This window comes from Actinoplanes sp. NPDC051513, from assembly GCF_044454685.1.
Taxonomy (GTDB): Bacteria; Actinomycetota; Actinomycetes; order Mycobacteriales; family Micromonosporaceae; genus Actinoplanes.
Genome location: NZ_JBITDW010000013.1, coordinates 64,788 through 78,097, shown reverse-complemented (window position 1 = coordinate 78,097; position 13,310 = coordinate 64,788). Strand labels below are relative to the sequence as shown.

The following is a 13,310-nucleotide window of genomic DNA, read 5'->3' as shown; positions in this document are numbered from 1 at the left end:
CCGCCAAGCGCGCGATGCCGGTTGGCGGTGGCCGGCCGGCGGTCGACGTCAGCGGTGGAAGAAGTCTTTGAGGACGTCTGATATCACCTTCGGTTCGGCCACATGTGACTGGCCGACGATGATCTGGCGGCGGGCGTTGGGGATGCTCGCGACGATCGCGTCCGCGGCCGGATCGAGCGCACGAATCCATCTGGCCGAACCCGGCATCCGGTTGCCGCCCGTGGCCACCAAGGTCGGCTGCGTGATGTTTGCAAAGCGGGCAACGGGGGGCTGGCCGTTTCCCAGGCAGGCCGCGTCGTAGGCAAGCGTGTGTGCGATCGCCTCCAGGCCGGGCCACATCGGCGAGTTCCGCGCCCCCGTGATGTCCTCGTCAGAGGAGCCCGCCAACCGCATGAATAGTTCGAACGCATCGCCGCGCCGGTTCTCGGCGAGCGCGGTCTCGAGTTGTCGGACGTAGTCCCGCCATAGGTGCGGCCAATCGTCAGCCATGTCGTACGGCACCTCGTACACCGCGAGCCTGTTGATCCCGGGCAGACCGGCCGCCGCGGCCTCCAACAGCAGCGCACCACCCGACGACACGCCATACAGGTGCGCGGACCCGCCGGCGGCGATGAGCAGCGCCTCAATATCCTCTATCTCGCGCTGTACGGCGTACCGTGGCGCATCGCCGCTGAGTCCTCGGCCCCGCCGATCGTAGTTGTACACCGTGAAATGCGCCGCCAACTCGGCGGCCAGTGGCGCGTTCTCCGAACGGTCGGTAATGCCGCCACCCACCAGGATGACCGCTTGTCCTTGTCCCTGCCGCTCGTACGCGATTGACGTGCCGTCCTTCGACGTCACTCGGCTCATCAGACGTCCTCCTCCATGACTGCTGAATGCCTCTTCAGGCCCGTTTGCAGAGCCGTCCAGCGCACCGCTGCCGAGGTCCAGTCAGTCTCGCCGAAGTTTCCCATGACCGACATCAGGCCTCGCGCGCCGTCGGCCATGTGAGGAACGCGATCACTTGCGGATCCGCAGCAAGGTCGTCGAGCGCGACGGGCGGCGGGCGTTATGCGGCTCGCGGACTCCCGACACCATGGCCGAGCACGCCATCGATTCATTCACATGCTGGTATGAACGCGCCAAGGAGCGCAAGATCAATCCTGGCCACCCGCCACCAAGGTGATTGGTTACATCTGATCAACGAAGGGGATCCCATTGCTCAAGGTAAGAATGTCGCGCGCCGCGGTGGCATGTGGCTTGGCGGTCGCGATGATCATCGGTGGTCCGGCCGCCGCGGCTCAAGCTGCTTACTACAACACGTACACCGACATAGCCAGCACGCCCGATACAAGCTGCTGCACCGGCGTACAGGGCTTCGCCGCCGGAACCACCTACCTCTACTCGATCAAGAACCACACCGGTTACGACGACATCGCGGCCATCTACCGTGTCAACAAGACCACCGGTGAGCGAGTGGTGATGAAGAACGGTACCGACAACACATCGACCAACACCTGGCTCGGGCACGGGAACGACATGACGATCGTCGACATCGATGGGCAGCACCACATGTTCGTCGTCACGATGGAGGCGAGCGGCGCGCAGCTCGTGAGGCTGCGCTACGACGGCACCACCTACTACAACGCCGGGTCGTACCAGGTGCGTCTCAACGGGGCCGCGGCTACGCCATCCGGGATCGATCGAGTCTCGGTCACCAGCACCGCGATCACGTTCATGTTCAAGAGTGGCACGACGGTCTACAACGGCAGCCTCCCGCTCCGCGCCTCCTCCGGGACCATCGACCTGACCAAGGCGTTCGACCTGCAGGTCGACGGTGCCCTCGTCAATGGCGCAACGGTGCCCGACCTGGGCACCTTCGCCAACCAGGGCTTCTTCTACGACGAGGCCACGAAGGTCCTCTACTACCCGCTGACCAAGGACAACCGCAGCATCGTGCTTGTCTACCGGAACGTGTCGCCGACCACGACCGGGACCGCGCCCGCGGCCACTGACCTCTCGTTCCGCATCACGTCCTCGGCATACTCGACGTTCGAAATCGAAGGCGTCGGACTCAGCGACGGCAAGCTGTACTTCAGCACGAACCGGGCGAACTCGAGCGGCGCCTTCGACGGGGTCCACGTATTCAACGGCTACGTCACGGCCTAGCGCACCCGATGGTGGGACTCACTGAGACTCAGAAACCAAGCCACCGTGAGTCCCACGCCCAAGAGGAAGGCGACGCGCTGATCCGGGGGAACGGGTTCTCCCGGATCAGCGCCCCTCAGGCCGGGGTGAGGACGATGCGACCGTTGAGGGTGCGGTTCTCCATCCGCTCGTGCGCGATGGCGGCCTCGGCGAACGGGAGCACGTCGACCTCGGTGTCGCCCAGCCCTGCGGCAACCGCTTTCAGCGCTGCTTCGAGCGCCGGGCGAGCCAGTTGCGGGTGCGCGGGCAGGTAGGCGCCTGCGTTGAAGCCGGACACGGTGATGCTTCCCAGCCAGAGCTGGTTGCTGCCGATCTGGTGAGTCCAGTCGCCGCCGGCGTTTCCCACCGCCAGAAGGCGCCCGCCGACTGCCAGCAGGTCCAGGCTCTGCGTGCGAACCTCGCCACCCACCGGGTCGACGACGACGTCGAACTTCTCGCCGCTGAGGGCATCCCGCAGCTCGGCCGAGTCGACGATCCAGTACAAGATCAACTCGTTCGCCGCCTACGACGAGATCGTGAGCGCGCTGGACAGCGCGAGCAGCATGACAATCGAGCAGATCCAGGCCCTGGTGGCCGCCGCTCTCGCGTTCGCCGCCAGCTTCTGGCAGGTATCGCACCCCACACCGACGCTTGCCGCGCTCTACGAGCAGGTGCCGAGATGGGGTCACGTCGCTCTCGACTTTCACCCCCGGCTCCGACAGCTACTCCAGGCAACAGCCACCGGGCTTATCGAAACCGTCCCCACCACGTGAAAGCGCGTCACGACCGGTCGGCCTCCGGCAAGGCGGCAACGCAGCCCGACCGTTTCGAGCCGATGTACGCAGATCCTTGCCGATGCCGACCCGATGACAGCGATGCTCACGGCACCGCCTCCGACATGGCTGGACCCGTGCGCCCGTCGGGCTCAGCCGGCGAAGGCGTACTGGCGGGCTCCCTCGACCCCGACATCGATGGCGAACACCGCACCGGCCCCCGATTCCGCCGCGTTGCCCAGGCCGTCCCGTGACGTGGTGATGAAGAGCGTGGTGCCGTCGTCGAAGGCGCAGGCGGTGGTCTGCCGGGCCGGCACGTCGATCCGCTCGGTCAGCGTGCCGTCGCTCGCGTACCGGTGTATCGCGCCGCTGCCCCACAGAGCCACCCAGAGGCCGCCCTCGGCGTCCAGGGCCATCCCGTCCGGCTGGCCCTGCGCGGGGTCGATGGCCGCCAGGGTCTCGCGGGCACCGAAGGTACCCGTGTCCGGGTCGAAGGAGTACCGGTCGACCCGGCCGGTCGGGGTGTCGTTGTAGCACACGTGGTGGCCGTCGGCCGGCCACTGGATGCCGTTGGAGATGGTGACGCCGGTCAGCACCTGATGGACGGTCAGGTCGGGGTCGAGCCGGTAGAGCACACCGGCGCCGGGCGTCATCGCGTACGCCATCGTGCCGCAGTAGAACCGGCCCTGCGGGTCGCAGCCGCCGTCGTTCATCCGGATCTCTGGGTCGTCGAACGCCGCAATCGGCGGGCCGTCGGGCGTGAAGTCGGCCGTGTATCGCTGGAAAGCGCGTTCGGTGGCCAGCACGTAACCGCCGGCTTCCCGGGCCCGGACGGCCGCCGCCACGCCGCCCAGTTCGTACCGGTGGACGTCGCCGCCCGGCACGACCGCGACCACCGCCCCGGCCAGCATGTCGACCACCAGGAGCCGACCGGCCGCCCCGTCCCAGAACGGGCCCTCGCCATGATGGGTGACCACATCGGTCACCTGCCGCGCCGTCCTCACATCCACCCACCGTCCACGATCCACTGCTGCGCCGTGCACGACCGGGAGTCGTCGGCCGCCAGCCACAGCATCATCCGAGCCACGTCGTCCGGGTACAGCTTGCCCGGCAGACACTGGTTGCGCACGATCGACGCCTCCGCCTCCGGCGTCACCCAGTGGGTCAGCTGCTTCTCGGTCATGATCCAGCCGGGGAGGATGCAGTTGACCCGGATCTGCCACGGGCCGAACTCGCGGGCCAGGGTGTGGGTCAGGCCTTCGATGCCCGCCTTCGCCGTGATGTACGCCGGGATTTCGAGCAGGTCGATGTGCGCGCTGATCGAGCCCAGGTTGATGATCGACCCGCCGCCGGCGTCGCGCATGCCGGGCGCCACTGCCTGGGCGGCGAAAAAGTGATGCCGGAGGTTGACCGCCATCCGGTCGTCCCACAGCGCGACATCGAACTCGTCGACCCGGTACCGCCGGTCGTCGGCGGCGTTGTTCACCAGTACCCGGACCGGGCCGAAGCGGTCGGCCGCCGCGGCCAGCGCGGACTGCAGAGCGGGAATGTCCCGGACGTCGCATGCCCGGAACAGGCTGTCCTCGCCAAGCTCCCGCTGCAGGGCAGCGCCGCGGTCCTCGTCGATGTCCACGAATGCCACTCGTGCGCCTTGACCGGCGAGGTGCCGCACGAACTCCTCGCCCAGCCCCGACGCGCCACCGCTGACGAACGCGACCCGGCCGCGCAGCGACGGGTACGTGGCGAACTCGGCCGTCATGTCCACTCTCCATGGCACTCAGAAAAGTTTCGGGCCGGGAAGGCCCTGCTTTCGTTGCGGAAACTGGCCTGTCTGCGCACTTTGGCGCGCTCTTGACCCCGAATTGCCGACGCTCGTATGCTGCCGCTCACCGCGACACTTTCGCAAGTACCGCGAAACTTTCTGAACGGGTGAGCCGGATGGTGATCTTGCAGGTCAATGGCACCGATTTCGGGCGCTCCCGAGGCCCTGCGGCCGGACGATTCCGGTGCCACGGCGCAGCCGAATGACGAGGCGCATCCGGGCCGCGGTGCTGGAACGAACGGGCGGCGGGCTCGCCATCGAGGAGCTGGACCTGGCCGACCCGGCCCGGGACGAGGTGCTGGTGCGGATCGACGCGGCCGGGGTATGCCACAGCGACTACCACTACCTGACCGGCGACCTGCCCAGCCGGATGCCGTTGGTGCCGGGCCACGAAGGCGCGGGCGAGGTCGTGGCGGTCGGGGCGGAGGTCTCCGCCGTACGGCCGGGGGACATGGTCGGCCTGATGTGGCGGCCTCGCTGCGGGCGTTGCCGGTACTGCCTCACCGGACGACCGGCGTTGTGCCAATCCGGCGCCATCCACGCCGCGTCCGGCGGCCTGCAGGACGGGACCACCCGCCTGCGCCGGCCCGACGGGACGCCCGTGCACCACTTGATGGGCGTCTCCTGCTTCGCCGAATACGCGATCGTCTCGGAACGGGCCGTGGTGCCCATCCCGCCGGGCGTGCCCGCCGGCATCGCCGCGATCACCGGCTGTGCGGTCATCACCGGCGTCGGCGCCGTACTCAACGCGATCGGATCTTGTGCCGGCCAGTGCCTGGTGGTCTTCGGCGCGGGAGGAGTCGGCCTGTCCGTCGTGATGGGGGCGGCGCTGGCCGGGGCGTACCCGATCGTCGTGGTCGACATGGTCACCGAGCGGCTGGAGGCCGCCACCCGGCTCGGCGCGACGCACGTGGTACACGCCGGGTCCGAGGACGTGGCCGCAGCGCTGACCGACATCGAAGCCGACGGATTCGACTACGCCGTCGAGGCGATCGGGCGACCGGCCACCCTGCGGCAGGGCTTCGACGCGCTGCGACCCGGCGGCACGCTGGTGGCCATCGGGCTCGGCACGGCCGGTCAGGAGCTGAGCCTGCCGTTGAATCCGCTGGTGCAGCGGGAGCGCCGGGTGGTCGGCAGTCTCTACGGATCGTCCAATCCCCAGCTGGACGTGCCGAAGTTGCTGTCGCTGTACCAGGCCGGGCGCCTACCCATCGACCAACTCGTCGGAACGCACTATCCGCTGGATCGGATCGACGACGCGGTGAGCGACCTGATCGGCGGCGCGGTCGGCCGCGGAATCATCGTCCCGGCCTGACCGGCGAAGCGGCGCGGGTTCGTGCCGCGGTCGGCAGCCGACCGCCAGCACCGGCTCCCTGCGTAGCTGATCGGCGATCGTAGGCGGCGAACGGGTTTGTGGCGGCGACTCGCTTGCTGCGGCGCTGACCAAGGGTCGCGCGCGGCACGAACGTGGTGCGGGATCAGCGGCGGCCGGACCTGCGGATGCTGCTCCCCGAGCGACAATCTGGCGGAAAGACTTGCGGGAGTGCCGATGATTTTCGGGCCCCGGTCGAGTCTTATCAGAGTGACTACTACACCGATTGATCTGTCCTGAACGCCGCCGGCCTGCATCCGGCGCCCTAGCCGGGCGCGGTCGAGCATTTCCGGCCTTCGGCCTGTTGTCTGCTGACGAGAAGAAGCACGTGTGGTGCGGAAAGCGGCGGTGCGTCATGCATATCGTGGAGGACGAGGAGTTCGTCCGCCTCACGTATCCGTTCCGCCAGGAGTTGCTGGCCCATTGCTACCGCATGATGGGCTCGTTCCACGACGCCGAGGATCTGGTGCAGGAGACATACGTGCGGGCGTGGCGCTCGTACGACGACTTCGAAGGGCGCTCGTCGACGCGATTGTGGCTGTACCGGATCGGTGCCGGGACGCCGAGGTAGGCCGTGACGACGACGAATGGCCCGGTTCGGCTGCTTGGATACGCCATCGGTTATGCCTCCGCGTGCGTCGACGACGTCGTGCCCGGCAGCGAGTCGCTGCGGACTCCGTGCGAAGCCTGGGATCTGGGGGCCCTGCTGCTGCACCTCAACCAATCGATCGACGAACTGCACCGAACCGTTGCGCCCGACCACGAGAACCCAGGCCTCGGGAACGCGCCGGCCGCGTCGCCGGCCGCGACATTCCGATCGCATTCCCGGCTGCTGCTGCAGAGCTGTGTCAAGGCCGGCGGAGCCGGTCGCCGGATGGCGGTGGGTGATCAGTTCCTGGCAAGCGGCTGGGTATTCATCACCGCGGCGGCGGAGATCGCGGTGCACGGCTGGGACATCTCCGTGACCTGTGGCGTGGCGAGATCGATACCGGAACCGCTCGCCCTCGGACTGCTGAGCCTCTTGCAGCTGGTCGTCACCGATGCGACCCGGCAGCCGTTGTTCGGACCCGAGGTGCCGATCTCACCGCCGGCCAGCGGCAGCGACCAGCTCGTCGCCTTTCTTGGTCGCCGCCCCGTCCCCGCCGGTGGTCCCGTGGGCGCGGGCGGCCAACCGCACTTCATCGACCCGGGGAGCCCCCTTGATCGACTCGATATTCGTCAAGTGGACGCTGACGGTCATCTTCGGGGCCGCGGGCCTGACGTTTTTGATGGTGAAGGCGGGCACAGCTTCCCCGGCGACCGTCGTTGACCGGCTGTCGCGCGTCATCCACGTCGTGGGCTGCGCCGCCATGATCCTTGCGTCCTGGTCGTGGGGCTCGAAGCTGCCGGTCTGGCCGCAGGAGGCCGCGTTCACGCTGGCCGCCGGCTGGTTCTTCGTCCGGGCCGTCCATGGGCCACTCGACCGTACGCAATCGCATGGCTCGCGGTGGCACGACTTTCACCATGCGGCCATGGCCGGCGCGGTCACCTGGTCGATCGCCGTGATGACCGACCCGCACACCATGGGCGGACACCCGGCTTCGGCGCGGCCCGCCCCGGCGGTGAGCCCGGCTGACGGGCTCACCGCGGCGGTGCTCACCGTTTACTTCGTCGTCGCGGCGTGGCCCTGGTTGTCCGTGGCTTTGCGGGCCGTCCGGAAATCGAACCACCACGAGCTTGGAAAGCGTCGGCCTGCGGTCGAGGCCGCGAGCCATGGCGTCATGAGCATCGGCATGGCCGCCATGTTCCTGGCCATGGCCTGACTGTGACGTCGAAGACCTCCCTCCGCCCGTGCGATGAAAAACGTGCGCCCGCGGAGTCTCTATAGCTAAGAAGAACCGACCAGAAGGAATGACAATGGATTTGCCGAAGGTCGTGTCCCGAGAGGAATGGGTCACTGCTCGCAAGGAGCTTCTCAAAGCCGAGAAGGAGGCTCTGCTCGCGCAGGACGGGGTGGGCGCGCGACGTCGTGAGCTGCCGGTCGTCAAGATCGACAAGGGCTACACGTTTGAGGGCCCGGAGGGAGAACTCAGCCTGCTCGATCTGTTCGAGGGCCGTGACCAGCTCATCATCTACCACTTCATGTTCGGCCCGGACGACGACGAGGGCCACAACAGCTGCTCGCTGCTGGTGGACAACATCAGCCACCCCGAGCACCTGCACGCGAACAACACCACCGTCGCGCTGGTATCGCGGGCGCCGATCACCAAGCTGACGCCGTTCCGGAGCCGGATGGGGTGGACCATTCCGTGGTACTCCTCCTTCGGCAACGACTTCAACTACGACTTCCATGTCACCAACGACGAATCGGTGGCGCCGGTCGAATACAACTACAAGGACAAGGAAACCCTTCTCGCGAAGGGCACACCGTGGTACGCCAGCGGCGAGTGGCAGGGGCTGAGCGTCTTCCTGCGCGACGGAGACGACGTCTACCACACCTATTCCACGTACGAGCGCGGCCTTGACCCGCTGGTCAACACCTACAGCTATCTCGACCTGACGCCGATGGGCCGGCAGTCACACGTCACCCAGTTCGCCCTGCACGACACCTACAACGCGTAACCGCAAACGGCGATCGCCGGCCCGATGACCCGGAATCGTCGATGGACCGGCGTCGAAGCGGTGACGCCGACATGGGGAAGGGCCGGCAGCACAGCTGCCGGCCCGTCCGCCAATCGGCTCCGGCCGCGCAAGCCGATGGCCGGCGCTTCCATGTCGCTGCCGGTCGCCTGTCCAAACCGGCACCGGACCACCGTCGTGTTCATGAGAGTCGTCGTCGGATCAGGCGGCGGCATCGGACGCGACCATCGCAGGTGGAAGGGCAGAGAATCATGGCGAGTGAACGGTCGGAGATGGTCCGGGACCACTGGCGCAGCATGACGCAAGCGGCAATGGGGAACCCGAATCAGACCCCTGCGGAGATCAGCGAGCGGGTCGAGCGGTACTGGCCCGGCCTGACCGCGGAGCCGGGCGGGGTCGACTACCTGGAGATCGAGGTGGGCGGTCTGCCCGCACTGTGGGCGGTGCCGAAGCAGGCCGCGGCGGATCGGGTGATCTTCAGCGTGCATGGCGGTGGTGGGGTCAGCGGCTCGATCTACACGCATCGGAAGCTGTTCGCCCATCTGGCCAAGGCGGTAGGCGCCCGCGCATTGCTCGTGGAGTACCACGAAGAGCCCTATCCCGTGCCGCTGGACGACACGACGGCCGCCTACCGGTGGCTGCTCGATCAGGGCGTCGAGGCCGGGCACATCGCGGTCGTCGGTGACTCGATCGGAGCCGGGCTGGCGGTCTCGACGATGGTGCGGGCCCGCGAGCTGGGCCTGCCTCTTCCCGCGGCGTTGATGCTGATCTCGCCGTGGGTCGACATGACCGTCAGCAACGAGACCTTCGAGTCGAATCGGGAGACCGAGGCGTTCTTCTACCGGGAGGTGGTGTCGTTCCTTGCTTCGGCGTACCTGGCGGGCGCCAGCCCGACGGAGGCGTTGGCCAGCCCGCTGTACGCGGACCTCAGCGGCCTGCCGCCGACGTACATCCAGGTGGGCGGGCACGAAACACTTCTCGGTGAGAGCCGCGAATTCGAGCAGAAGGCCCGCAAGGCCGGCGTGGATGTCCGGCTTGACGAATTCTCCGGGCAACTGCACACCTTCCAGATGGCGGCCGGATATTCGCCCGAGTCCGACGACGCGATCCGGAGGCTAGCGCAGTGGGCCCGGCCGAGAATCGGCCTCGCCTGACAGCTGCGGCCGGACGGTGAGGGCGTTGCGGGTGGCCGGGACAACCGCCCGCAACGCCGTCGACCCTGATGAACGCCAGTTCCGGCATCGTCCTCGGGGCGTTCAGCATGCCGCCAGCGCATTGAGCCGTCGCTCCAGTTCGGCGCGCTCCACGCCGTTCGCGGAAAGCGCGATCGCTCGCTCGTAGGCGCGGACCGCGGCGGGAACGTTCCCGGCGCGCCGGAGCAGTTCGGCGTGCGCCGCGTGCAACGGCTGGTAGTGCTGGAGCGCCGGATCGGTGAGCAATGGCTCGAGCATTGTCAGACCGGCATCAACTCCGTAGGCGAAACCGACGGCGGTCGCCTGATTGAGCTCGACGACAGGTGAAGGGTCAAGCCGGCCGAGCGCCCCGTACAGCTCGGCGATCTGCGTCCAGGCCGCCGCGTCACCGTCGGCGGCGCGGATGTGCAGTGCCGCGATCGCCGCCTGGATCTGGTACTGGTCGGGACGTCCGTACCGCAACGCACGCTGCAGTGTGCTGAGTCCGTCGCGGATCCGGCTGTGGTCCCAGTCGGATCGGTTCTGAACCGGCAACGCGACGAAACCGCCGTTCGCATCGACCCGGGCGGGGCGACGCGCGTCGTGCAGGAGCATCAATGCCAGTAGCCCCCAGGCTTCGGGGTCGTCGGGCAGCAACTCGCAGACGAGGCGTCCGAGCCGGATGGCCTCGTCGCACAGCTCCGCCCGCACCAGCAGGTCGCCCGCACTGGCGGAGTAGCCCTCATTGAAGATCAGATAGACGACCTGGAGCACGCCGCGAACCCGCTCCGGCAAGTCCTCGGCGGTGGGCACCCGATAGGGGATGTGGGCATCGGCGATCTTGCGCTTGGCGCGAACGATGCGTTTGCCCATCGTCGGCTCGGCAACGAGGAACGCGTGGGCGATCTCGCCGGTCGTCAAGCCGCCGAGCGCACGCAGCGTCAGCGCGACCCGGGCCGGCAGGTCCAGCGCCGGATGGCAACAGGTGAAGATCAACCGCAGCCGGTCGTCGCCGATCGGGCTCGCTTCGTCCATCGGCAGGTCCTCCGGCCCGTTCAAGCGCTGCATCGCCGCCAGCCGTTCGGCGCGGTCGGCGATCGACTGGTCGCGGCGTAGCCGATCGATCGCGCGCCGCCGGGCCGTGACCGTGATCCACGCCGCTGGATTGTCCGGGATCCCGTCGCGCGGCCAGGCGGCGAGCGCGGCCTCGAACGCGTCCTGGACAGCGTCCTCGGCGATCTGGAAGTCGCCGACATACCTGATCAGCGTGGCCAGGACGGCGGCCCGCTCGTCCCGGAACACCCTTGCGGCCGCCGCGGCGGCAAGGTCGATCATCCGCGGCTCTCGCCTGCCGGCCGGCCGTTCACATCCGCGGGAGTGGAATCCGGGCCGGGGATCGGCATCTCGCCCGCGCTCATGATCGGCCGGACTTCGACCGAGCCGAGGCGCGCCGTCGGCATCCGCGCGGCGTGGCGCAAGGCCTCGTCGAGGTCGGCGCAGTTGAGCACGTAGTAGCCCGCGAGGATCTCTTTGGTGGTCGCGAACGGACCATCGGTGAGCTGGGTCTCGCCGCCGCGGACCCGAACGGTGGTCGCGCTGGCCGCCGAATGCAGCGGGGCGTTCGCGACCAGCAGCCCGGACGTCCGGAGGCTCTCGGTCAGCTCCAGCCACAGCGGCATGTCCGCCCACCTGTCCTGCTGTTCCTCGGCTTCCGGGGCGTACAGCAAGAGCATGTATTCCGGCATCGCTTCTCCTCGGGGCTCGCTGCCGCAAGACGGTCGTCACCGAGACGACGAAACACGCTGCGGGAATTGGACAGCTCAGCCGCGGCAAGTTCGGGACGTTGTGCTCCGATTATGAAACGGCGACCCGTGGCGGGTGCCAAAATATCCAGCCGTACGCGCCATCTCAATCCGTTTTGGAGGCGACAGGCGCGAGGCGTCCGCCGGTGGCTGCTGGTGCGGGGCGGTGTCGCGGCAGCACGATGCCGGCCGTGGTGGCGGCGAAGGCGAGCGCCGCGGAGATGCTCATGGCCACGACGTAGCCGTCGCTGAACTGGCGGGCGCTGGCGTAGCCGCCGGCCGCGGCGAAGGCGGCGCCGGTGAGGGCGATCCCGAACGCGCCGCCGAGCTGGCGGCTGGTGCTGAAGGTTCCCGACGCCCGGCCGATGTCCTGTGGTGCCACCCGGCTCACGACGGACTTGGTGACGGCCGGAAGGGCCAGTGAGAACCCGATGCCGCCGACGGCCATGGCCAGCGCCGTCGTGACGTAGCCGGAGCCCGGATCGGAGATCAGCGCGATCCATCCCATGCCGATCGCGAGCAGGAGCGTGCCGATGACGATCAGCGTTCGCTCGCCGATCCGGTCGGACAGCGCACCGGCCCGGGGCGCGATGAGGAACGGCGCGATGCCCCAGGGCAGCAGCCGTAAGCCGGCCGCCACCGGTCCATGGCCGAGCGCGACCTGGTGGAACTGGGCGGTGAAGAAGATTGCGCTGGTCAGGGAGCCGTTGAGGAAGAAAACAGCCGCGTTGCCGGCCGAGAAGGCCGGTGATCGGAACAGCCGCATCGGCAGCATCGGGGCCCGGGCGCGCAGCTCCCGCACCACGAACAACACGCCGAGCACGAGCCCGCCGGCCAGCGTGCAGAGCGTCTCGCCGCTGCTCCATCCGGCCGTGTTGCCGCGCACCAGGGCCCAGCTGACGCCCAGTGCCGCACCCGCCGCCAGGACCAGGCCCGGCAGGTCCAGGATGCCGCCCGGGCCGTGAGCCTCGGCGATGCGCCCGAGCACCAGCGGTATCGCGATCAGCGTGATCGGGACGTTCAGCCAGAAGATCCACTGCCACGTCAGGTGCTCGGTCACGACACCGCCCAGGATCGGGCCGACGATGGCGGCGAGCCCGGTGACGCTGCCGTAGATGCCCGTGGCCCAGCCGCGGCGCTCGGGCGGGAAGGCGCCGTTGAGCAGGCCGAGCGCTACCGGCATGATCAAGGCGGCGCCCGCGCCCTGCACGGCGCGGGCCGCGATCAGCGCGCCGACGTCGGTGGACAGCGCACAGGCGGCGGAGGCCGCGGCGAACAGACCCAGCCCGATCGCGAACAGGCGCCGCCGCCCGTAGCGGTCGCCCAGCGCGGACCCGGTCATCAGCAGAACCGCGAAGCTGAGGGTGTAGGCGTTCACGGTCCACTCGAGGTCCTCGAGGGATGCGCCGAGGTCGTGCTGAATCGCGGAGAGCGCGGTCGCCACCACGAGCATGTCAAGCACCACCACAAACGAAGCCAGGGCGCTGAGGCCGAGCACCCACCGCTGGGCCGGCGTCGTTGCCGCCGGCGTCGGTTTCTTGTTCACGTCTTTCCCATCGGGTAGTTGGTGTGCAGCGGAGCCGG

Annotated in this window: 14 protein-coding genes and 1 pseudogene; 8 read left to right on the top strand and 7 right to left on the bottom strand. The window is 68.4% G+C overall.

Features of this window, described 5'->3' with window-relative positions:
* Positions 1-48: 48 nt before the first annotated feature.
* Positions 49-849, bottom strand: coding sequence for an alpha/beta fold hydrolase (locus ACIA5D_RS33010; protein WP_396034281.1), 801 nt, complete (start codon positions 847-849; stop codon positions 49-51).
* A gap of 402 nt (positions 850-1,251) precedes the next feature.
* Between ACIA5D_RS33010 and ACIA5D_RS33005 the strand changes: the two genes are divergently transcribed.
* Positions 1,252-2,148, top strand: a complete 897-nt coding sequence (locus ACIA5D_RS33005; protein ID WP_396034280.1) for a hypothetical protein — start codon at positions 1,252-1,254, stop codon at positions 2,146-2,148.
* Positions 2,149-2,263: 115 nt separating this feature from the next.
* Here the strand turns inward: ACIA5D_RS33005 and ACIA5D_RS33000 are convergent, their stop codons facing one another.
* Positions 2,264-2,671, bottom strand: a complete 408-nt coding sequence (locus tag ACIA5D_RS33000) for a zinc-binding dehydrogenase (RefSeq protein ID WP_396034279.1) — start codon at positions 2,669-2,671, stop codon at positions 2,264-2,266.
* A 31-nt stretch (positions 2,672-2,702) separates the two neighbouring features.
* On the opposite strand from ACIA5D_RS33000, the gene ACIA5D_RS32995 reads away from it, so the two are divergent.
* Positions 2,703-2,939 (top strand): hypothetical protein, encoded by a 237-nt coding sequence (locus ACIA5D_RS32995; protein WP_396034278.1) that lies wholly within the window; start codon positions 2,703-2,705, stop codon positions 2,937-2,939.
* Between the two features lie 152 nt (positions 2,940-3,091).
* Here ACIA5D_RS32995 and ACIA5D_RS32990 read toward each other — a convergent pair whose 3' ends face one another.
* Together ACIA5D_RS32990 and ACIA5D_RS32985 are read right to left on the bottom strand one after the other, a co-directional pair.
* The gene (locus ACIA5D_RS32990; protein ID WP_396034277.1) at positions 3,092-3,943 is read right to left on the bottom strand and encodes an SMP-30/gluconolactonase/LRE family protein; all 852 of its coding nucleotides are present in this window, start codon (positions 3,941-3,943) and stop codon (positions 3,092-3,094) included.
* Positions 3,940-4,698 (bottom strand): SDR family NAD(P)-dependent oxidoreductase, encoded by a 759-nt coding sequence (locus ACIA5D_RS32985; RefSeq protein ID WP_396034276.1) that lies wholly within the window; start codon positions 4,696-4,698, stop codon positions 3,940-3,942. Before ACIA5D_RS32985 ends, ACIA5D_RS32990 begins: the two co-directional genes overlap by 4 nt.
* Positions 4,699-4,963: 265 nt before the next feature.
* Between ACIA5D_RS32985 and ACIA5D_RS32980 the strand changes: the two genes are divergently transcribed.
* The 6 genes and pseudogenes from ACIA5D_RS32980 to ACIA5D_RS32955 all read left to right on the top strand — a co-directional run bounded on the left by ACIA5D_RS32980 (position 4,964) and on the right by ACIA5D_RS32955 (position 9,906).
* The gene (locus tag ACIA5D_RS32980) at positions 4,964-6,076 is read left to right on the top strand and encodes a zinc-binding dehydrogenase (protein ID WP_396034275.1); all 1,113 of its coding nucleotides are present in this window, start codon (positions 4,964-4,966) and stop codon (positions 6,074-6,076) included.
* A 412-nt stretch (positions 6,077-6,488) separates the two neighbouring features.
* Positions 6,489-6,683 (top strand): annotated as a pseudogene (locus ACIA5D_RS32975) (sigma factor); the annotation flags it as partial.
* Positions 6,684-6,707: 24 nt separating this feature from the next.
* Positions 6,708-7,442 (top strand): hypothetical protein, encoded by a 735-nt coding sequence (locus ACIA5D_RS32970; protein WP_396034274.1) that lies wholly within the window; start codon positions 6,708-6,710, stop codon positions 7,440-7,442.
* Positions 7,402-7,935 (top strand): DUF5134 domain-containing protein, encoded by a 534-nt coding sequence (locus ACIA5D_RS32965; protein ID WP_396034273.1) that lies wholly within the window; start codon positions 7,402-7,404, stop codon positions 7,933-7,935. The genes ACIA5D_RS32970 and ACIA5D_RS32965 overlap by 41 nt, the downstream gene beginning before the upstream one ends.
* Before the next feature lie 94 nt (positions 7,936-8,029).
* Complete coding sequence (locus tag ACIA5D_RS32960) at positions 8,030-8,734, top strand: DUF899 domain-containing protein (protein ID WP_396034272.1); 705 nt, start codon at positions 8,030-8,032, stop codon at positions 8,732-8,734.
* Between the two features lie 269 nt (positions 8,735-9,003).
* Positions 9,004-9,906: an alpha/beta hydrolase gene (locus ACIA5D_RS32955; RefSeq protein ID WP_396034271.1), complete on the top strand. Its 903-nt coding sequence runs from the start codon at positions 9,004-9,006 to the stop codon at positions 9,904-9,906.
* A gap of 102 nt (positions 9,907-10,008) precedes the next feature.
* Here the strand turns inward: ACIA5D_RS32955 and ACIA5D_RS32950 are convergent, their stop codons facing one another.
* The 3 genes from ACIA5D_RS32950 to ACIA5D_RS32940 all read right to left on the bottom strand — a co-directional run bounded on the left by ACIA5D_RS32950 (position 10,009) and on the right by ACIA5D_RS32940 (position 13,272).
* On the bottom strand, positions 10,009-11,259 hold the full coding sequence (locus ACIA5D_RS32950) for an RNA polymerase sigma factor (protein WP_396034270.1): 1,251 nt from the start codon (positions 11,257-11,259) through the stop codon (positions 10,009-10,011).
* Positions 11,256-11,669 carry a YciI family protein gene (locus ACIA5D_RS32945; RefSeq protein WP_396034269.1) on the bottom strand — a complete coding sequence of 138 codons (414 nt, stop codon included), beginning with the start codon at positions 11,667-11,669 and terminating at the stop codon, positions 11,256-11,258. The genes ACIA5D_RS32950 and ACIA5D_RS32945 overlap by 4 nt, the downstream gene beginning before the upstream one ends.
* A 163-nt stretch (positions 11,670-11,832) precedes the next feature.
* Positions 11,833-13,272 carry an MFS transporter gene (locus tag ACIA5D_RS32940; protein ID WP_396034268.1) on the bottom strand — a complete coding sequence of 480 codons (1,440 nt, stop codon included), beginning with the start codon at positions 13,270-13,272 and terminating at the stop codon, positions 11,833-11,835.
* Positions 13,273-13,310: the final 38 nt, after the last annotated feature.